This is a genomic window from Alishewanella jeotgali KCTC 22429 (assembly GCF_000245735.1).
Taxonomy (GTDB): domain Bacteria; phylum Pseudomonadota; class Gammaproteobacteria; order Enterobacterales; family Alteromonadaceae; genus Alishewanella; species Alishewanella jeotgali.
In genome coordinates, this window is the sequence record NZ_AHTH01000037.1 from 79,215 (window position 1) to 98,488 (window position 19,274).

Consider the following 19,274-nt stretch of genomic DNA (forward strand, 5'->3'; position numbering starts at 1 on the left):
TCTTCGCCTGCAACATAATGCAGTCTGTGCCGGCATAAACCCTGTTTCGGGTATATACTTGTTATCAAGGATAGCTGCCTGGCGCAGCATTATGATCTGACATCATTGGTCGAATCATCCCGAACAAGGATAGACACTTTAATATGCTACTAAAAAACTTTAACGTCCTGGTACTCGATGACGTTATTCTGATGTGCGACTTTTTATATGGCGTGGCCAACAAAGTGCCGGGCTGCAAAGCTTTTAAAGCGTTGGATGCCAAAACCGCCAGCGAGATCCTTGAACACGAAACCATCGATTTATTAATCACTGATATCGAGTTGAGAGGCCCCAGTGGCCTGGACTTGTTGTCCAGAGTGCGCGCTGGGGTTTTTAGTGCCACAGCGCATGATATTCCGATTATTGTGTTCTCTGGCAATGCCTACCGGGAACTGATTCAGCAATGTATTCTGTTTGACGTCAACGATTTTCTGGCTAAGCCGGTTTCGGCGGTGCAGCTAAGTAAAAAAATTCAGCATCATTTACAGCATGAAAAGCTAATCCAGCCAGCCACCCATTATGCTGAAATGAAACAACGACTGGAGGCGCCGAAAGAGCCTAATGATGAAGAAGGCCAGCATCGATTCCGGGTGGCAATAGTGCGGGAGCTGGAGCAAAAAGCCGAGCAAGAAGAGCAAGAGCTGGATGAGCAGGGTAATAAAGTCGAGAAACGCGATTTTTTACATTGGCCCGATGATGCGACTACCGGCTATTTCCAATTGGATCGGCGTTTAAAGAACTTAGCCTATAACCTGAGTTGTTTTCATAATGTGTTTATCAATAACTGCAAAACGGTTGCCATTGATGCTGAACGTAAGCGCGCCTGCGCCGCTGCAGACTATTTAATCCATATTGCTAAAACAATGCAGCAGCGCGAACAACGTCCGGAGTTCTGGAGTATGTTACAGCAGCGGCTACAGAAGCTGCAGGCGTTGATGGCGGAGCTGGCAGAAGTGAATGTAAAGCATCATAAGCAGGTGCTGGCATTACTAAAGAAGCTGGCCTATTGGTGGATGCAAACCTGTAACCGACCGTTAATCAACAGAACGGAAACGGAAGATGAGTCCAGTTTGCACTGAACATCCCATTCTGGATTTGACGGTGCTGATCGAGATGTACGGTGATGACAGCAGGGAGACTATTCACAATGCCCTTAGCGGTTTTATGCAGTCTGCACCGAAGTATATCAATACTATTCTTGATGCCAGTGCTAACCAGCAGTTGGCGGCACTGGCCAGCGCCGCACACAGCGTAAAAAGTATCGCAGCATTAATTGGCGCCAATCAGCTAGCTGAAATGTGCCGACAATTAGAAGAGTCGGCCAGGATGGCTGAGTGGCAAAGATTAGCTTCAATACTGCAAACCTTGCCTGAAAGTTGGTTACGGCTACAACAGCAGCTTGGAGAACAGTTACAGCAGTTGGAGAGAAGCGATGGCTAAGGTGCTACTTGTTGATGATGAACCACTGCTGCTTGACGCCTATCAACGGATGTTGCGGCAGACAGCTTTTGACTGTCAGACTCTCAGTGATAGCACCCAGGTGCTAGATTACCTAAACCAACATCAGGTGCAGATTGTCGTTGTTGATCAACTGATGCCGGGTTTGCAAGGCAGTGATTTATTGCGCCTGTTGGCGAAAGAACACCCAGCGATTAAGCGCGTATTAATCAGTGGCAACCTTAACTTGGTGGAACCGGTTGCCAAGGCGGCAGCCCACAGCTTGCTGGAAAAACCCTGTAGTAAGGCAGTATTACTCTCAACATTGCAGGCGTTAATGGAGCAAGCATGAGAGGATTAATGCAACACCGATCTGCCCGCTTTTTTGGCCCCATGCTGGGTTACAGCTTATTTTATGCTAGTACTGCTGTCTTATTGTTAAGCGTTTTGACGGCTATTCTAGATCAGTTAATTTATGCTGATGCTGACAACTACACAGTGATTTTACCTTTTTCGTCACTGCTGCTGTTTTCTTATTTGGTATTATTGTTAGTGGCGGTTATTACCAAAAAACGGCAACTCGTTGCGGTGTTTTGGCTACTGTTATTGGGGTATCTGCTGAGTCAGGCTCTGGTTGAGGATGCAGTACAGCGGCTGGAAATTCCCCCTTTGCAATGCTTGGCCTGGGGTTTGTTACTTCTGGGCTGGTTGGATTGGCTGGGTAAACAACAACGCTGGAGCCGATACCTGGCGCTGCTGTGCCACACGTTAGTGCTAATACTGACAGTTGCTGTGCTCTGGGAAGACACGGGTACCTTGTTTGGTTATGCCTTTGGTGTTTCTCCCTCCGTTGCGATGAACTCGGCTATTTTATTACTCTTTGCTGCTATTGCAGGTTTATGTGTGCGCTTTAGTGGCCGTTTCCGCTGGCGAGAGCTGCGCACAAATCCAGGCAGTTGGTTGGCGCTACTATTAGCCAGTTTCGCGGTCTTGCTCTGGTTGAACTTTATGCATCAGCTTAGCCAGGTAAAAAAACAGGTTATTGAGAGCACTCTGTCGGCGTTTCATCAACAACTGAATCAAGTTTTCAACGAGCAGCAAGGTTTGATATATCGGTTAGCTGACCGCCTGACTAGTTCTGAAACGCCCTATAGTGCCAAACAACTCGATCTAGAGTTAAATAGTTATTTAAGAGACTTTGCCTATCTTGATTATCTGGCGATCATTAACAACAACAACGAATTACAATTGTCAGTTAGTGATAGCACAGAGGACCGGCACTGGTTTGATCAATATCTACAGGTCGCCAAGCCGTCAGTAGCCGCCACCATGCCAGGCAGCCGTCGGCCAGAAATTAGCTTTTATTACGACGGTCAGGTTGACCATACTTTTGTGCGAGCACTGCTGCCACAGCCCAATGCCTCAGAGCTACGTGAAGTGGTTGCCAGCCTGAATTTTCGTGACGTAATTAACAAATTATTACCGGTTATGGTTGCCCCGGGCTATGCGGTGCAAGTGGCTTATCAGGATTTGCCCGAACCCTTAGTCGATCAACGTCAGGTAGGGCGGTCATATTTTTTACTGGGCGAATATCCGGTGATCTTGTTTGGTGACTTAGAGTGGCAATTGCGACTTCATCGCGACTTGGATAGTGAGCTGGACTTTGTGCGGCAGATTGCTGAGGTCGTACTGTTGGCCGGTTGGCTCGTGGTGGTATTAGCTTTGCTTAGCCAACAATATCAGCGCTTGTTACAACGCCAGCAAAGCCGCTTATTAATGTCAAACCGCCGCACTCAGCATAGCCTTGGCATCCAACGCCGTTTGCAGTTGCAGCATCAACAAATTATGGATAACTCCGGCGATATTCTCTGTATGGTTGATCAACAAGGCCACTTTCTGGAGTTAAGCCGATCCTGTGAGTGGGTCCTAGGTTATACAGCCACTGAGCTAATCGGCCGTGCTTTTATGGATTTTGTGCATCCGGATGACCATGTGATTACTGAGCAGGAAGCCAGCAATATTATGAGGGGGCAGCATACCCAATATTTTCGTAATCGTTATCTGCGTAAAGATGGCAAAATTGTCTATCTGATGTGGTCGGCTCGTTATGTACCAAGCTTCGGTATTATGTATGCGGTAGCGCGTGATGTCACCGTGTTGGTGAAAGCAGAGCAGTTGCAGCAAGCACAGCAGCAGGTGTTGCGGTTAATTTCAAGCGAACAACCGCTAGCGGAGATTGTTAGGCAGATTTGCTTGTTGGCGGAACGACAAAATTCGGCTTTCCGAACCAGCCTAATGCTAAAGCTAGGCGACCACCTGGAGTTACTGGCTGCGCCCTCATTTAGCGAGGCCTTCCGTCAGGCTTTTGCCAGGCTGCCGGTAGCCGATAATCTTGGTTCCTGCGGTACCGCGGCTTTTCAAAAGAGTCTGGTGATCGTTGAAAATATCGCTACAGATCCCAAGTGGCAATCGGTCGCATCCGTGGCACTGGCGGAGCAAGTGCAAGCCTGCTGGGCGCTGCCGATGGTTTCGCTACAGGACGAGGTACTTGGCACCTTTGCCGTCTATTGTACGGAAGCCAGAGCACCGTCTAGTGAGGAGTTAGAATTGATTCTTAGCTGCAGCCGTTTTGCGGCGATGGCGATTGAGCGCGCCCAGCAGAAGCGGCTACTGACTGAGAGCGAGCAGCGTTTTCGCTCGTTATATCAATATAACCCTGATCCGGTCTATGTACTGAACGAGAGCGGTTATTTTAGCCAAATCAATGCTGCAGGCTGCCGGTTGCTGGAGTGGACTGAATCTGAGCTGTTGCAAATGCATTTTAGTCGGGTGATTTTACCGGAACAGTTGCCGCAAGTGGCTGGCTATTTTGCGCAGGCGTTGGCTGGTGAAGCGGTAAGCTTTGAAGCCGGTATTCTGAATCATAGTGGCCAGCAGCTGGAGTTACAGATCACCATAGTACCAACGCTGATTGACGGCCGGATTACCGGGGTAATTGGCATGGCCAAGGACGTAACGCAACGACTGCAAACCGAAAAGCAATTACGGTTATATAAACGTGCGGTTGATGCCAGCTCCAGCGGGGTAGTGATTGCTGATATCACCTGGCCGGATATGCCGGTAACCTATGTGAATTATGCCTTTGAGCGCCTAACCGGCTATAGTAGTGATGAAGTAATAGGTCATAATTGTAAATTCTTACAAGGTACTGAACGTGATGAATTAGCCATCCAGCAAATCCGCAATGCGATAGCTGAGCGGCAGGAATGCAGTGTAGTATTAAAAAATTACCGCAAGGACGGCAGTATTTTTTGGAATAACCTGTTCCTGGCGCCAGTACCGGATGAGCAAGGCGTTATTACCCACTATATTGGTATTCAGACCGATATTACTGCACAAAAAAATTATGAGCAGGAACTCGCCTATAACGCCTCTTACGATTTACTGACTGGTCTGCCCAACCGCAGTCTGCTGAAGGATCGTCTAACCCAAAGCTGTAAAATCAGCACCCGGTATCAGGAAAAAGTGGCGGTACTCTTTATTGATTTGGATGGTTTTAAACTGATTAACGACAGCAAGGGCCATGCCGTCGGCGATGAGGTGTTACGGCAAATCAGTCGCCGGATCAAGGCAGAACTGCGTGCCGGTGATACCTTGGCGCGTTTGGGCGGCGATGAGTTTGTGTTGATGGTGCCAGATCTAAAAGATAACACTGCTCTGGATAAAATCGCGCAGCATTTTTTAGGTGTAATAGCGCGGCCAATTCTGATCGACAACTATGAACTGCAAGTTACCGCCAGTATTGGTATCAGCCTGACCGATAATGCCTTTGACGAACCTATGCAGCTGGTGCAACAGGCCGACTTAGCGATGTATCAGGCTAAATTACAAGGCCGCAATAACTATCAATGGTATCAGGCGGAAATGGAAACCAGCCTGAATAAACGCCTGAATTTACGTGCCATGCTGAAAAAGGCGGTCGCGAATCAGGAGTTTGTACTGTATTACCAGCCACAGGTGGAGGCGGGCAGCGGCCGTTTAATTGGTTTAGAAGCCCTGCTGCGCTGGCCACACCCAGAGCATGGCATGATAGGCCCGGATGAGTTTATTCCGGTAGCCGAAGAAACCGGGTTAATTGTCGATATCGGGCAGTGGGTAATTGAACAGGCCGCAGCCTTTAACGCCTCATTACAACAGCGTGGTATTGCGCATCTGGTGATGGCAGTGAATCTGTCGTCACTGCAATTCCAGCGCCCTGGCTTTGTTGAACAGCTGCAGCAGACTCTGCAACAGCAGCAGTTGGCACCGCGCTGGTTTGAGCTGGAGTTAACCGAGTCTTTGTTGCTACAAAATATCGAACAGGTCGTAACCAAGCTACAGCAACTAAAGAAACTGGCGGTAAGTATTGCCATTGACGACTTTGGTACCGGCTATTCCAGCCTCAGTTATCTAAAACGTCTGCCGATTAATAAGGTCAAAATTGACCGCAGCTTTATTCGCGAGCTAGTAACAGATCAGCGCGATGCCGCCATCAGCCGCGCCATCATTGCAATGGCGCATCAGCTCGGGGTCAGAGTAGTAGCAGAAGGCGTTGAAACCGAAGCCCAGGCCAGCTTCCTGGCCAAAAGTTTATGTGACGAGTTACAAGGTTACTACTTTGCCCGGCCAATGCCGGGAGCGCAGCTGGAACAGTTTTTAACGCGCTATGCACCGGTGAGCCAAAATACTGCTTTGGGACAACAAACCTTACTGCTGGTCGATGACGAAGAAAATATTTTGCACTCGCTAAAACGGCTGTTACGCAAAGAGCCCTATCTGGTACTCAGTTGCAGCAGTGCCGCAGAAGCGCTCGAATTGCTGGCGCTGCATCAGGTACAGGTAATTATTTCGGATCAGCGGATGCCCGAGATGGATGGTACCGAGTTTTTAAGCCGGGTAAAGGAGATGTATCCAGATACGATACGGATAGTGCTGTCTGGCTACACCGATTTACGTTCGGTTACCGAAGCAATTAACCGCGGGGCGATCTATAAGTTTATGACCAAACCCTGGCAGGATGACGAGTTAAAAACGGAGATTGCTGCGGCGTTTCGTCGTTATCGCGAGCAGCATCTGCAGAGTGCAGGCGAGTAACGGAGCAAGCAAAGTGGCAGAGCAGGATATCACTGTATTAAAACAGCAGCTGGCTGAGCTTACCGAGCAATTGGTGCGCTCAGAAAAGCTGGCTTCAATTGGCCAACTGGCGGCAGGGGTAGCGCATGAAATTAATAATCCAATCGGCTATGTGGCCTCCAACCTGTCGGTACTAAAGGAGTATACCAACGGTCTGACTCTTCTGGTGCAGCGCTTAAGTGCTCTGTTGCCGCCGGCGCAAAGTCAGTTGCTAAAAAGTCAGTTTGATTTCGACTATATCTGTGAAGATTTGCCAAAGCTATTGCAGCAATCTGAACAGGGGTTGCAGCGGGTAATTGAAATTATCCGCGATTTAAAAGACTTTTCGCATATCGATCAGGCCGAATTTGTAATGGCCGATCTGCACCAGGGGATCCAGAGTACCCTGAATATCGTTGCCAATGAAATCAAATATAAGGCTGAAGTGGTGAGGCAGTTTGCCGAATTGCCACTGGTGTCTTGTATTCCATCACAGCTAAATCAGGTATTGCTTAATCTACTGGTAAATGCCGCTCAGGCAATTGTTGAGCGTGGCATTATTACCATCAGTACCGGCTGCGACGCGCAGTGGGTGTGGTTTAGTGTTGCCGATACCGGACCCGGGATAGCGACTGAGCAATTGGAGCAAATTTTTCAGCCTTTCTATACGACTAAGCCTAAAGATCAGGGGACTGGCCTCGGCTTAGCGTTATCGCGCAGTATTGTGGAAAAACACAAAGGACTATTAGAGGTGCAGAGTACGCCCGGCGTTGGTAGTTGCTTTACGGTTAAGATTCCGCGCAGCATAGCGAGTGCATGAACGGCTATTTACTCTGTAGCGTGCGCCAGCCGGCCAAAGGCCGACCGCAGCGTTGAGCTATTCCCTAATACAGTGCCACCAGGTCGCCATTTCTATCAAATGTCAGAAAATCGGCAATCATACCGCCCTGAATTTTCTGCATCATCATTTGTAATGGCTGTACGGCCTCGTCGCTATTCGGCGGAAAGCCGCCACGGCCACCCAAGGCCGAGACAAAGGCAATATCCCAGTCGATGCCGGTGTGAGTCGATTCTGCTACCAATTGCTGAAAGGCGCTAACCTCTTCTGGTAATTTATCGACACAGAGTACCGGCGCCAGAGCGCCGCCCTGACCCTGCTCAAAGTTTTGTTTTTGGCTATCGGTATAGCCATTAGGCAGTTCAGCCTTAGCAAACACAAATAACAGCCGTTGTGGCTCGGGTTGCATTGCCGCGGCCTGCAGTAAGTCCTGATATGACTGAATATTCATGCTGTTGGCTCCAAGCGGATGATCTGGTCGCTATGCTAACAACAGTGGGGCGGTAGCGCTATCCGGCAAAGGAGGGGGCGCTTTACCCCTAATGGGGTAGCCTACTTTGCCTTGGTCGGCCTTGGGTAGATTCCACCTATAATGCCGTGGTGCTTTTAACCTCCGAGGCAGTTATGCAACATTTTATCCGCAATCTAACCCTAAGCCGTAAGCTAATTTTGCTGCTGAGTTTACCGGTTATCCTATTATTGTGGCTGGTAGCGATGCAACTGAATGACAGTTTGCAAGAGGTCCGTGTTGCGACTCGGGTTGGCATAGCTATTGAGGCTAGCGTGGTAATGGGCGAGCTAATTGGCGCGCTGCAGGCTGAGCGTGGCGCCAGTGGTGTGGTGATTAATAGCCAGGGGCAGCGTTTTACTGATCGGCTACGGCAATTACGGCAAAGTAGTGACCAGCAGCTGGCGCGCTTCCAGCAGTATCGGCAACCAGAGGTTCAGCAGCTGCAGCAGCGTTTTGGTGAACTTAGCGCCTTGCGACAGCAGGTAGACAGTTTTGCTCTGACCGCAAACCAGTCAGCCGAGCGCTATACCGCTTTAATTCGCGCTTTGATGGATTTTAACCAGCAATTGGAAGCCAACCTGAGCCATTTGGCGATGGCGCGGCAGCTAAATGTGTTGAATCAGTTTATCGAAATGAAAGAGCGAGCCGGGCGTGAGCGCGCCATTTTGGGGCTGGCCTTTAGCCGCGATAGCTTTACCCCGGAATTATTGACCCGTTTTACCAATAATCTGGGTGCCTTTCATGCCTTTGAAGAAAATTTTCTGAAAGCTTTGTCTGACAGCCAATTACAGCGTTTGCAGAGTTTACAAAATGATGCAAGCTTTGCCGAGGTAAGCCGCTTACAGCAACTGGCCTTTACGGTACCGCTGGGTGACAGCTTAGGTATGGATGACGGCGCCTGGTTTGATTTATCGACGCGGCGCATTAACCAGATGGCCACTTTTGAACGTGAACTCAGTGCGGATATTGCCAACCAGGCCGCTGTATTAGCGCAGCAGGCCCGCCGCAGCTTATTTGGTTTGGCTACCATTATCGGCTTGGCGCTGACAGCGGTGTGTTGGTTGGCGTTAATGCTTAGCCGCAATATCCGCGCGGCGGTGACCGAGATTGCGCGGGTGATGACGGCATTAGCAGCGCGTGACCTGACACAGCGCTGCCATTATAGTGGCAGCGATGAGTTCGGTGAGATCAGTCACCATACCAATCAACTGGCAGATGAACTGCACGGGGTGGTGCAGGAAATCGGCTCGGCTACGGCACAGGTCGCCACTGCGGCCGAACAATGCTCGGCTGTGACCTTACAAACCAGTCAAGGCGTGCAGCTGCAACAGCGGGATACTGAGTTGGTTGCCACTGCCATGCATGAAATGAGCGCGACGGTGAGAGATGTGGCCAGTAGTACCGCTGAGGCGGCTACCTTATCAGAGCAAGTACGGCACAGCGCCGCTGCCGGGCAGCAGAAACTGCAGCAAACCATCAAACTGATCGAACAATTGGCGGCGCAGGTAACTGCGACCTCGGTTGTGATCGGGCAGGTTGCTCAGGACAGCTGCGCTATCACTTCAGTGTTGGACGTGATCCGCGGTATTGCCGAGCAAACCAACTTGTTAGCTTTGAATGCTGCGATCGAAGCGGCGCGCGCCGGTGAGCAGGGCCGGGGCTTTGCGGTGGTTGCCGATGAGGTGCGCACCTTGGCACAGCGTACGGCAAAATCTACTGGCGATATTCAGCGCATGATCGAGGGGTTGCAACAGGGCTCGAATAAAGCTTCAGCTGCGATGCAGCAGAGCCTGCAGCAGGCAGAAGCCGGCACTGCTAACGTCAATGAAACCGGCCGAATATTGCGGGAAGTTTTAGCTGGGATTAGTGGCATTAACGATAAGAATACGCAAATTGCCTCGGCGGCAGAGCAGCAAACCACAGTAGCGGAGCAGATTAACCAAAAGGTATTGAATATCAGCGATGTTGCGGTACAAACCAGTGCCGGTGCAGAGCAAACTGCACTTACCAGCCGTGAGTTAGCCAGATTGGCCGAACAACTGGAAAAAATGATTGGTCGCTTTAAGACGGCTTAGTGCACCTTAAAAGCAGGGTTTGGCGTCGTGCCGACAAACCCTGAACTATGCTAAGGCATAGGCTTAATCGCCCTGGGCGAAGTCCAGCTGATATGGCTGCTGGCGCGCTTCGATGGTAATGTTTTTGCTGGTAATAAAGACAATATCATCGGCGGCTTCAGGTTGATCGTCCAGATCGCAGGTGATGGCAACGGTGTAGCTACCAGCTTCAACAAAGCCGATACTGTAGTGGTAGCGGGTCTCGTCATTTTTAAAGAACACCGCTGTGCTGGCGTAAGGTTGGTACAGCTTGTTGCCACCGTTATCAGACAGATCGGCTAACGGCCGGCTGGCACCGTCATACAGATAGACGGCGGCAACCGCGGCTCTGTCATCTGCCGGATTTACCGGACACTGATTGTCCAGCAGGAAGCTTTCTGCCACATCACCTTGTAAATGACCAACCTGGCTGTTATCGACTAAGCGCAGGCCGGTGGGTTTTAATAAGTAATTCTGATTGATTGGTGTGCTAACGCCGGCAGGATTGGCGTCAACCAGCGCTTTACGCAAATCAAACTCCAGCGTGTAATTAAAATTGCCACCGGCTGAGAGCACCGGACCATTTAACCGCAACTGGTTCGATGGCACACTTAGTGAGCGACGGCTGCCATCTAATCGCTCGACATAGCTGCCTTCAGCAATATCCAGCCGCAACTGGCCGTACTGACCAGCTGGCACAACCGCAGAGCGGATCAAGGCTTCAGAATTGGCACCTTGCAGGGTAAGTAAATCGATACCTCGGGTATTAGGGATCACGGCGCCGGAGGCGGTGCGGCATAAATCATTAGCTTCTGAGGTAAACTGACTTGAACCTAGGGTAAAACGTTGTGGTTGTAAACCATTACCAACCAATTCAATCCCCGAGAAACAGACCACGACCTTGGCAGCTTCGGTAACAGGGGCATCACTAACACCAAAACTAAAGACGGCAGTTTGGGCGCTAACCTGAACATCCTCACTGCCACCGCACGCGGTAAGACCTGCCAGGCTAAGCAGAGCAATAGGTAATAGAGGTTTCACTGACATCATTTATACTCCATGGAAATTAGACTTCTCACAGCGTTAAACGCTGTAAACTCATTTTTATTCCCACTCTTTTAGCGTTTTTTTGCTTTTTTTCTGTGAGCTTTTCGATAAGCTAGCAACAAATGGCTTAAAGGAGCCTGAATGCTAAGATTTTTTCCTTTGTTCTGGCTGCTAGCAGGGTTGCCTGTTGTTGCTGATGATAAGCTGGCATTGGGCGGTTCGGCCGAAGTGGGTATCAGCTATACCGATGGTCTGCTGGTTCCAGAGCTGGATACCTGGCTCAAAGCGGCAGACCAGGCCAGTTTTTGGTCATTGGATGCTTACGCAACACTTAAGGCGACAGATAAGATCACGTTTGATGGTGGAGTAAGTCACTATCGGGAGTCTTACCAAGACTATCAGCAGTATGATATTTCTCTGCAACGTTATTATGCGGATATGCAATACCAATTGTCAGCTGGTGCTCTGGGCTGGCAGGTACAGCGCGCTGAGTTTACCCTTGGTGATGTCTCCTTTTTACAGCAAAATAGTTTCGGCTTTTCCTACAGTCATTTGTTTTCTCGTCAATATTTCTTATATCTGAATCTGCTACAATCAAGTAAATCGTTTACGACCTTATCCGAACGTGACAGCAAGGTGCGTCAGGCAGGTGCCGAGCTTTTTTATTTACCGGCTTCGCGTTGGGGGATGGTTTCTTTATCTTTACTGGCAGGCCAGGAAGACACAGCAGATAATTTTTACCGTAACCATACAGCAGCTATTGGTGTTAATTATCGTCGTTATTACTCATTATTAGGGCTTGCCGGACAACTGGATAGCGGCGTTAAGTTACAGCACAAAAACTTTCCGCACTATCTGTTGCAGAATATTCAGTTGCAGGATATCAAACGTCGTGATCGTTTTACTGAACTGTTTAGCCATCTTTCAGTAAAGCTAAATCCTTACCTGTCATCAAAATTGTCGGTCAGTTATCTGGATCAGACTTCAACTTTGGATGATTTTGACTATCAGGAGTTTAGCGTTAAACTGTCTGCGAAACTAACCTTCTGAAGCGGGTATCAACAGCGGATACTCAGAGCGCTGAGCCTTGTGGTTCAGAGCTTGCATTCGTAATGCTGCTTTAATTGCCGGCATACTTAATCCTGCGGTATTGTTTAGACAAGCTACAAAGCCCGCAACGATAGGTGATGCAAAAGAGGTGCCTGTGACTGCCTGCCAGCCGCCGTTGGCGGAAGCCGCAAATAAGTTCACACCGGGAGCGGCAAAATCGATATGCTCCCCCCTTACAGCCCAGCGGTACAGTTGATACGTTTTGTCTATGGCCGTTACTGCAATGACTTCTGGATAAGCCGCAGGATATCTGATTGGTGCGCCAGGGCCATCATTACCTACTGCGGCTACCATCACAATATTGGCGCGGTCTAGTGCTCGCACGGCTTGTTGCAGGATGGGATTATCCGGACCACTCAGGCTCATATTAATGACGCTGACCCGTTCTTCAGCTAACCAATTTAACCCCTGAACCAAAGATAATAATGTCGATTGTGCTTGCAAATTAGCCGAATTGAAAAACACATTTGCCGAGTAAAGCTGTGCATTGGGCACGAGAGGCTCATGCTGGGGGCTGCGACCAATCAGTATCGAGGCGATGGCAGTAGCATGTTGCATATCGGCACTAAAACGGCCATCGTGAAAAGGACGTTGGGTGATAGCCGCTTTACCATCAAAAGCCGGGTGAGAGTTTTGGATTGCAGAGTCTACTAAACCGATTTTCATCGCATCCTGGCAAAGTGGTTGCTTGAAGCGCCAGGTTTCTGCCGCAAGTTCTGGCTGTTTTGTTGTTTGCGCCTGAAACAAGAAGTTACGACTTGCTTTGGTGATTAAATCTGCTGGCAGCAATGATGCCAGAGCATTGAGGTTATCAAGGTGCGATGGTAAGCGCAGTGTCAGGATCTGGGTATCTAACAAGGATAACGCTTGTTGGTCGGTAATGTACTGCTGCCATTGCGCTGAGTGAGCCTGTGCCTGTGCCAGTTCATTATTGGTGAGCAGCAATAGCCATTCGCTTTTAATCGCTGGCAAGTTCTGGTACAGCGCTAATTCGATTTCGGAAAGATAGGCTTCGTTGATTAAGTGAGCTGGGCGTTCGGACGCTATTTGCACCCGTTCTGCCGCTGCCTTGAGCTGTTGCTCTGCTATTGCCAGGCCGCGGCTTGCTGCCGTGTGATTGCGCTCAGTGGCTCGCTCGACCTGACTTAGGGCTCTGTCAAGTTGCCGCTCGACTTGGCGTTCTGTCGCTGGATTGGTGGGCCTCTCGGGGCGTTCCGGACGGGCCGGAGGGCTGACCTGCGCACTGAGTTCAGCACAAAATAGCAACAAAATAATCAGGATTGGCATTGCGGTTTGTCGTCAGTCATGGGTTATTTGCTATAAACGTGATTATAGAAAAAATATTCCATGGACGGTGGAATAAAAACGTGTCCCGGACGTTTCATCTACTAAAAGAGGCCAAATGTATTGCAAGCCACAGAACTTAAGCAGTTGATGCAAATGTTGCGACGTTATTGTTATAGCCTGACCGGGGGCGTGGCGGCAGACATTGATGATTTGGTGCAACAGACACTGGAAGTGGTGTTCAGTAAAGCCGTGCCGTCAGAGGTGAAGTTGAGTACCTGGGCTTATAAGGTCTGTACCAATTTATGGATAGATCAATATCGCAGACAAAAGCGTGAACAGCTTTCCGAGGTGATGCCCGATAGTTTGGTTGATCCAGCAAACGAAGAGCAGGCGATGCAAGATAAATTGTTGCTAAATCAAGTGAAAATTGCCATGCAGCAACTCACTGCCGAGCATCGGCAAGTTTTGGCGCTGGTTACGTTAAATGGGATGTCTTATCAGGAAGTGGCTGAGATACTGGATATTCCGGTTGGCACAGTGATGAGCCGTTTGGCCAGAGCCCGTAACCAATTAACACAACTTCTTTTGTTAGCCCAGCAGGGAAACCGCCATGAATATCAGTGATGAAACCTTATCGGCATTTCTGGATCAGCAGCTGCCACCCTTAGAGCAAGCCAGAATTATTCAACAGCTGGTCGTTGATGTTGCTTTGCAGCAAAGGGTAGGACAGTTGCACGCGCAGCAGATGGCTTTAGTGTTGCTAAGTACGGAAATAGATCGTGAAACATCGGTTGATACCCAGATAAGTGAACCGCTGTTGCCCAAATCCAGAACAACAACCCAGCGCGTGCCAGGTCCGGGTTATGGCTGGTTGTCATTGGCCGCCAGTGTCGCGATGCTTGCAGGCATTGCCATCGGGACCTTGGGAACGCCACAAAAAACTGAGGGGGCCGAAACCATATGGCCTGCAGTAAACCATTATCTGGCCGAACAACCTGGTGGACACTATAGCCTCACAGATGCGGAGTTGTTTCTACATTTTAGTTTTAAAGATAGTCAGCAACGCTATTGTCGCGTGTACGATGTAGTGCAAAAGCATTGGTCCAGAAATCAAATTGCCTGTCATACAGGTGACCAGTGGCAACTCGTGTTCTCTGCTGGTCAGAAAGTGGATCCGACAGTTGCCTATCAGGCGGCATCCGGCAGAGAGATACTGGATAAGATAATCAATCAGCTAATGTTGGGCGAACCCCTTTCTGCAGTCGAGGAACTGCAGCGTATTAATGACGGTTGGCGATAGTTATGCTATCTATCTGATGCATTAACTCCGGGGAAGCGGCTCCAGGATCTTGTTACGCACCAAATTACGATGCACGCTTTGGCATAGCTTGCCAAAGCGGCGCAATTCATCAAACTTAGGGATGCGGCCTTGTTTTAGCGCGCTTTCCCAAAAGCAGAGTTCAGAATCGACCAGTTCCAGCATTTTCTTTGGACAGCCCTGACAATCACTATTGGTAATGCCGCAAACATAGGTTGCCGGTTCGTAGAGCGGCAGGGTGGCTTTGACTTCGCTAATCAGCTGCTGCATGGCGGTTTGCAGCTTGGGTTTGTTACTCATTTCGCCTCCGCTGGGACTGATAACGCAGTTTACGGCGGGTATGGCCTGCGCGCTATGCCTCCACAGTGGTAGCTAAACTAAGAAAAAGGGGGCCAGCACGCCCCCAAACCACCTTCGCTTAATTGCGCAAGGGGCCAGGAACGCCTTAACCGGTTTTCTGTAAGCGGGTACTGGCCTGGCGGTGATAATGCCGCAGGCTATGTTCTTGCCGGCGGCCGGCGCTAAAGGCGGAGATACGTTTTAGATAGCCAATGACCCGGGTGCCGTAATCGATATCCTGACTACCACATTGGGCACAGCGGCACAGCGTGCGCTTATCAATGGCGTCACACTGATTACAGATAGTGATTTTGACGTTAACACAAAAATAATTACAGCCGGTATGAGCAGCAATATTCAGCAGTTGCAGATAGCCCTGCAGATCCAGCTTTTCTTCCAGGTTCAGGTGCAGCGCTGAGCCACCATCCAGATAATCTAATAGCTGACGGCCATGTAGTTGAAACTTGTCCAGCGTATTGCTTTGCTCGTCTTCTACCACGTAAAAATAGGAGTTATAGCAATCACGCGGCACAACATAGCCATCTTCACGATCCCACTTGGCGTTCTTTACCCCCAGATTTTCCGCTGGCACAAACTCGGTATTAAACAGATAACCGTATTCGGCTTTTGCCGCCTTATTAGCCTCAAAAATCACTTTTAGCTGTTGCTGCACAAAGTTGATATAGGCGGCATTATTGCTAGCGCTTAGGCCCTGGGATTCGGCGGCTTCAACCATGCCGTTAATGCCAATGGTCAGAAATTGTTTATCCAGGCTGATAAAGCCGGCATCGTATACGGTGAGTAAGCCGGCCGTTTTATACTCTTCCAGGAGTTTGCGGTAGGCTACCTGATATTTATGGATTTTGCTGACCTCTGTTGCTAAATCACGGCCATCCTGGAGCAGCCGGTTCATATTGAGAGTAATCACATTAATGGAGCCGGTCGCTACTCCGCCAGCGCCTAACGAATAAGAAAAGGTATTATCGCTGATTTCACTACGCAGCCGGCAGCAGCTTGCCAGTGAGTCGGCGTTATCAGACTGATAAATAAAGAACGAGTTACCGGCTGCCATTTCGCGGGCGATGTCGATCGCGAACAGCTGATCTTTGCAGCGGCCGTTCTCTGTCAGCATGGCAACGGTGACCACCGGGAAGGTGAGGATAGTTTTCTCGCGCTCCTGATTAAACCAGCTTAGGAAAAATTGCTGTAACGCTGACACCGAAGACCATTCTGGTTTTACAAAGTCCGGAAACGCAAAGTTGCCAAACATGCTGGCAAAATAGTGCTGGTCATACACTGAGATATTCCAGAATACACTCTGATAACCGCGTGCTGCTGCCGGCTGGTTTAGTGCATACACCACATGCTGCAGATGGTTTTCGATTTGTTTGCGATGGGTCTGCAGATAGTTGTCGCCATAATCTTTGCGTGCGAAGTAGTCGAAGTAGGTCAGAAACTCGACTGTGGCCACGGCCCCGGCAAACTGGCTGGAAACTGCGAATACAAAGTTAACAAAGCAGCCGCAAAAGGACTCCAGATGTTTCGGAGCCTGCGACTCGCCCCCCAGTTTCGTCAGACCATCGCGTAAGAACGGATACATGGTAACCGACACACAATAGGGCTTCAGGCTGGTTTCGTCATGCACATAAATTTCATGTTGCTCAATTTGGCGCAGATACTCCTTCGCCAGCTTAGCATCAAATAATTCGCGGATCTTATTGCTGACCAGAGCGCGATTAACCTGAATAAACTGATCTTTCATCAGCTCAGCCTCCAGGGTCGCAATATTTTTCTGGGTGACATTGGCATTGGCATCCAGTTTCGAACCATCGGCAGCATTAGGTGCCAGTAAATATTGCTCAATAAAACTCAGTTTCTTTTGTAGTTGTTCGGTGTTAAGCGCCGCCATAGCCATTCCCTCTTGCATTGTGTTAGTTGCGTTGTTGAAAGTGCGAATTCAGACACTGGCCTGTTCGCAAATCGATAAATCTTTGATTGGTGGTTGGGCTTTGCAAACCGCCGCGCGCGGCAAACCAGCGCCCGGTTTTCACAAAAGTCAGCTCACTGCGGATGGATGGGCTTAGCTCAGCCAGTTCCAGCCCGGTATAGAGGCAGCGTTTTAAGCCTGCGGTTTTACTCAGCGTCAGCAGTTTTAGTAATGCTGGCGCTGCCCATTCGCCGCCTAAAAACAGCACACAGCTAATCAACCCCTGATAATCCTGCAAACGTTGCTGAAAATGCTCCGGGCTAAGGGGGTGTCCTTGTTTGGGATCCCAGCTATCGGCGCTATGGCAACCTTTACAGCCCAGCTGGCAGCCACTGAAGGTGTATGCCAGCGACACTTCGCCGGGTACTTCTTGCCAGACAACTTGTTCAGCGGTGTAATACAGCATAAAACCCTCTATCTTGTGTTGGTATTGTTAATTATCACTAGATATTGTGGTTTAGCTTAGATGCTTAGCGCGGTGAAAGGTTGATCCAGATCAAATTTTGCTAACTGTAACCGCCAGGCTGGCTTGCCAGGTCGCGTCATTACAGCAGTTGTTACCCCATCGGTGGTACAGGGGAAATTGCTTCAGCGTCGGTTAAGGCCGGTGGGCCACAATCAACAGGTGTTTAGCCAGAAATGGAGCCTGCTATGAAAACAGGTATCAATAAAAGCTTGGTAATTGCCACCCTATTAACCTTAACGGCCTGGCCGCTGAGTGCGCATCAGCAGCGCTATGATCCGGTCGAGCAGGTGGCACAGGATGTGGTCGCCTTTACGCTGCAACGGGCGGCAGACGAGTTGTTAAGGGTGGCGCGGATTGATCCGGTGTACCAGGGTTATAGCCGGCATTATGAAATCCGGCATGCCCCACCACGTCTTGACGATCGTACCCGTCAGCAACTACGTCGTTTAGCGGCTGAGCATCAGCGTAAACTGGCCAGTTATGAGCGTGAGCTGGATCGGGAGCTGGACAAACTGGCCCGTGAATACCGGCACGATACCCGCAAAGGGAAAGGCCGGCCACATCATAAAGAGCGGGAGAAATTTCAGCGCAAGGTGGATCGGGCTTACGACAAATTTGCGGTAAAAGTGGAACGCGAGCATGACCGCTTTGATCGCCAGCGCGATCGCATTCTGCGCGATGCCTATGCATATCTACCCAGACGCTAATTAACGGTTTGCACTTAAACCAGGCCGTATTCCGGTAAGAAAAAACCGCCAGCTGAACACCAGTGGCGGCGCGGAGAGACCAGCACGGATGCTGGTTGTGGAGCCAGGAATGCCTGTTACTGCATCAGTGGTGAGTCAGATAACTGGAAGTCATAGCCATCAATGTTGGCCTGAACGATCAGTTGATGAATGTACTGGGCAATGGCTTTACGCCTTACCTTTTCATTTAAGTAATCGGCAATTTTTTGCTTAACGGCGCTATAAGGCAGGGGTTGACCTGGTACCTTACGCATCACTTCGACCACATGCACCCCATACCGACTTTCGACGCCCTGCGGCATTAAACCGGGTTCAGCACTAAAAATCTGCCGCTCAAACTCCGGCACGGTCTGACCACGACTGATTTGTCCAAGACTGCCGCCAGTTTCTTGCGACGGGCAGGCCGAGTAGGTGCGGGCGGCCTCGACAAAGGGTGTGCCTTGGTGCAACTGTTGGATCAGTATCTCCGATAGGGTTTTAGCTTCAACCCGGGCAGCATCATCTTCCGGCGCCGCGGCCAACAGGATATGCCGTACCTCTAACAGCGGTGAGCTGGTAAAGCGTTGCGGATTCAGTTTGTAATACTGCTCACATTCGGCATCTGTGGCCGTGGGGATCACCACCTCGTGCGCCAGTAACGCATCCAGATAGTTATTTTCGGTAACCACATTATTTTCGGTGCTGATTTCCAGCCCCAGCGCGGTCGCACGCTGGCGCAGCAGTTCGCCAATCACCAGCGACTCGGCGGCTTTTAACATCGCCGTACGTTTGCTGTCTGCCGGATGGTACTGCATTTCCGCCATAATGGCGGCTTCGCTAATTGGGATGTTATTTACTTGAATCATATTAACCTCGGAAGCCAAATACTGTTGGCGAACTTAACCTCAGTCTGAAACGAGGTGGTC

17 protein-coding genes are annotated in these 19,274 nt (G+C 49.9%); 10 read left to right on the forward strand and 7 right to left on the reverse strand.

Going from position 1 to position 19,274, the window contains the following annotated elements:
- Positions 1 to 143: 143 nt before the first annotated feature.
- From AJE_RS11015 to AJE_RS11035, 5 genes are read left to right on the forward strand one after another with little or no spacing between them, the layout of a single operon-like run.
- Positions 144 to 1,118 (forward strand): response regulator, encoded by a 975-nt coding sequence (locus tag AJE_RS11015; protein ID WP_008950904.1) that lies wholly within the window; start codon positions 144 to 146, stop codon positions 1,116 to 1,118.
- Complete coding sequence (locus AJE_RS11020; protein ID WP_008950905.1) at positions 1,099 to 1,479, forward strand: Hpt domain-containing protein; 381 nt, start codon at positions 1,099 to 1,101, stop codon at positions 1,477 to 1,479. The genes AJE_RS11015 and AJE_RS11020 overlap by 20 nt, the downstream gene beginning before the upstream one ends.
- Positions 1,472 to 1,828, forward strand: a complete 357-nt coding sequence (locus AJE_RS11025) for a response regulator (RefSeq protein WP_008950906.1) — start codon at positions 1,472 to 1,474, stop codon at positions 1,826 to 1,828. Before AJE_RS11020 ends, AJE_RS11025 begins: the two co-directional genes overlap by 8 nt.
- A complete protein-coding gene (locus AJE_RS11030; RefSeq protein WP_237709346.1) occupies positions 1,825 to 6,609 on the forward strand; it encodes an EAL domain-containing protein in 4,785 nt (1,594 codons plus the stop codon). The genes AJE_RS11025 and AJE_RS11030 overlap by 4 nt, the downstream gene beginning before the upstream one ends.
- 13 nt (positions 6,610 to 6,622) lie before the next feature.
- Positions 6,623 to 7,447, forward strand: a complete 825-nt coding sequence (locus AJE_RS11035) for an ATP-binding protein (RefSeq protein ID WP_138984231.1) — start codon at positions 6,623 to 6,625, stop codon at positions 7,445 to 7,447.
- A gap of 64 nt (positions 7,448 to 7,511) precedes the next feature.
- On the opposite strand, the gene AJE_RS11040 is transcribed toward AJE_RS11035, so the two are convergent.
- On the reverse strand, positions 7,512 to 7,916 hold the full coding sequence (locus AJE_RS11040) for a ribonucleotide reductase subunit alpha (RefSeq protein WP_008950909.1): 405 nt from the start codon (positions 7,914 to 7,916) through the stop codon (positions 7,512 to 7,514).
- 173 nt (positions 7,917 to 8,089) lie between these two features.
- Here AJE_RS11040 and AJE_RS11045 point away from each other — a divergent pair, with 173 nt between their 5' ends.
- Positions 8,090 to 10,051 carry a methyl-accepting chemotaxis protein gene (locus AJE_RS11045; RefSeq protein ID WP_008950910.1) on the forward strand — a complete coding sequence of 654 codons (1,962 nt, stop codon included), beginning with the start codon at positions 8,090 to 8,092 and terminating at the stop codon, positions 10,049 to 10,051.
- A gap of 63 nt (positions 10,052 to 10,114) precedes the next feature.
- Here AJE_RS11045 and AJE_RS11050 read toward each other — a convergent pair whose 3' ends face one another.
- Entirely contained in the window at positions 10,115 to 11,119 is a 1,005-nt protein-coding gene (locus AJE_RS11050; protein WP_050858392.1) for a DUF4382 domain-containing protein, read from the reverse strand.
- A gap of 138 nt (positions 11,120 to 11,257) precedes the next feature.
- On the opposite strand from AJE_RS11050, the gene AJE_RS11055 reads away from it, so the two are divergent.
- Complete coding sequence (locus AJE_RS11055) at positions 11,258 to 12,166, forward strand: porin family protein (RefSeq protein ID WP_008950912.1); 909 nt, start codon at positions 11,258 to 11,260, stop codon at positions 12,164 to 12,166.
- On the opposite strand, the gene AJE_RS17990 is transcribed toward AJE_RS11055, so the two are convergent.
- A complete protein-coding gene (locus tag AJE_RS17990) occupies positions 12,155 to 13,513 on the reverse strand; it encodes a S8 family serine peptidase (RefSeq protein ID WP_008950913.1) in 1,359 nt (452 codons plus the stop codon). The two genes, AJE_RS11055 and AJE_RS17990, sit on opposite strands and share 12 nt — an antisense overlap.
- Before the next feature lie 147 nt (positions 13,514 to 13,660).
- Here AJE_RS17990 and AJE_RS11065 point away from each other — a divergent pair, with 147 nt between their 5' ends.
- On the forward strand, positions 13,661 to 14,137 hold the full coding sequence (locus AJE_RS11065) for an RNA polymerase sigma factor (protein WP_039928589.1): 477 nt from the start codon (positions 13,661 to 13,663) through the stop codon (positions 14,135 to 14,137).
- Positions 14,124 to 14,813: an anti-sigma factor gene (locus AJE_RS11070; protein ID WP_008950915.1), complete on the forward strand. Its 690-nt coding sequence runs from the start codon at positions 14,124 to 14,126 to the stop codon at positions 14,811 to 14,813. The genes AJE_RS11065 and AJE_RS11070 overlap by 14 nt, the downstream gene beginning before the upstream one ends.
- 21 nt (positions 14,814 to 14,834) lie before the next feature.
- Here AJE_RS11070 and AJE_RS11075 read toward each other — a convergent pair whose 3' ends face one another.
- The 3 genes from AJE_RS11075 to nrdG form a co-directional block, all read right to left on the reverse strand.
- The gene (locus AJE_RS11075; protein ID WP_008950916.1) at positions 14,835 to 15,131 is read right to left on the reverse strand and encodes a hypothetical protein; all 297 of its coding nucleotides are present in this window, start codon (positions 15,129 to 15,131) and stop codon (positions 14,835 to 14,837) included.
- A gap of 145 nt (positions 15,132 to 15,276) precedes the next feature.
- Positions 15,277 to 17,079 carry an anaerobic ribonucleoside-triphosphate reductase gene (nrdD, locus tag AJE_RS11080; protein WP_008950917.1) on the reverse strand — a complete coding sequence of 601 codons (1,803 nt, stop codon included), beginning with the start codon at positions 17,077 to 17,079 and terminating at the stop codon, positions 15,277 to 15,279.
- 22 nt (positions 17,080 to 17,101) lie between these two features.
- Complete coding sequence (nrdG, locus tag AJE_RS11085) at positions 17,102 to 17,563, reverse strand: anaerobic ribonucleoside-triphosphate reductase activating protein (protein ID WP_008950918.1); 462 nt, start codon at positions 17,561 to 17,563, stop codon at positions 17,102 to 17,104.
- A gap of 245 nt (positions 17,564 to 17,808) precedes the next feature.
- Between nrdG and AJE_RS11090 the strand changes: the two genes are divergently transcribed.
- Positions 17,809 to 18,330 (forward strand): hypothetical protein, encoded by a 522-nt coding sequence (locus AJE_RS11090; protein WP_237709347.1) that lies wholly within the window; start codon positions 17,809 to 17,811, stop codon positions 18,328 to 18,330.
- A gap of 116 nt (positions 18,331 to 18,446) precedes the next feature.
- Here the strand turns inward: AJE_RS11090 and AJE_RS11095 are convergent, their stop codons facing one another.
- Positions 18,447 to 19,214: a peptidylprolyl isomerase gene (locus tag AJE_RS11095; RefSeq protein WP_008950920.1), complete on the reverse strand. Its 768-nt coding sequence runs from the start codon at positions 19,212 to 19,214 to the stop codon at positions 18,447 to 18,449.
- Between the last annotated feature and the right edge of the window lie 60 nt (positions 19,215 to 19,274).

Excerpts from the sequence above, each read along its gene's own strand:
- AJE_RS11050 (WP_050858392.1), bottom strand. The coding sequence starts at position 11,119 with ATGATGTCAGTGAAACCTCTATTACCTATTGCTCTGCTTAGCCTGGCA.
- AJE_RS11065 (WP_039928589.1), top strand. The coding sequence starts at position 13,661 with ATGCAAATGTTGCGACGTTATTGTTATAGCCTGACCGGGGGCGTGGCG.
- AJE_RS11090 (WP_237709347.1), top strand. The coding sequence starts at position 17,809 with ATGAAAACAGGTATCAATAAAAGCTTGGTAATTGCCACCCTATTAACC.
- AJE_RS11045 (WP_008950910.1), top strand. The coding sequence starts at position 8,090 with ATGCAACATTTTATCCGCAATCTAACCCTAAGCCGTAAGCTAATTTTG.
- AJE_RS11055 (WP_008950912.1), top strand. The coding sequence starts at position 11,258 with ATGCTAAGATTTTTTCCTTTGTTCTGGCTGCTAGCAGGGTTGCCTGTT.
- AJE_RS11020 (WP_008950905.1), top strand. The coding sequence starts at position 1,099 with ATGAGTCCAGTTTGCACTGAACATCCCATTCTGGATTTGACGGTGCTG.
- AJE_RS11095 (WP_008950920.1), bottom strand. The coding sequence starts at position 19,214 with ATGATTCAAGTAAATAACATCCCAATTAGCGAAGCCGCCATTATGGCG.
- nrdG (WP_008950918.1), bottom strand. The coding sequence starts at position 17,563 with ATGCTGTATTACACCGCTGAACAAGTTGTCTGGCAAGAAGTACCCGGC.
- AJE_RS17990 (WP_008950913.1), bottom strand. The coding sequence starts at position 13,513 with ATGCCAATCCTGATTATTTTGTTGCTATTTTGTGCTGAACTCAGTGCG.
- AJE_RS11040 (WP_008950909.1), bottom strand. The coding sequence starts at position 7,916 with ATGAATATTCAGTCATATCAGGACTTACTGCAGGCCGCGGCAATGCAA.
- nrdD (WP_008950917.1), bottom strand. The coding sequence starts at position 17,079 with ATGGCGGCGCTTAACACCGAACAACTACAAAAGAAACTGAGTTTTATT.
- AJE_RS11030 (WP_237709346.1), top strand. The coding sequence starts at position 1,825 with ATGAGAGGATTAATGCAACACCGATCTGCCCGCTTTTTTGGCCCCATG.
- AJE_RS11070 (WP_008950915.1), top strand. The coding sequence starts at position 14,124 with ATGAATATCAGTGATGAAACCTTATCGGCATTTCTGGATCAGCAGCTG.
- AJE_RS11075 (WP_008950916.1), bottom strand. The coding sequence starts at position 15,131 with ATGAGTAACAAACCCAAGCTGCAAACCGCCATGCAGCAGCTGATTAGC.
- AJE_RS11015 (WP_008950904.1), top strand. The coding sequence starts at position 144 with ATGCTACTAAAAAACTTTAACGTCCTGGTACTCGATGACGTTATTCTG.
- AJE_RS11025 (WP_008950906.1), top strand. The coding sequence starts at position 1,472 with ATGGCTAAGGTGCTACTTGTTGATGATGAACCACTGCTGCTTGACGCC.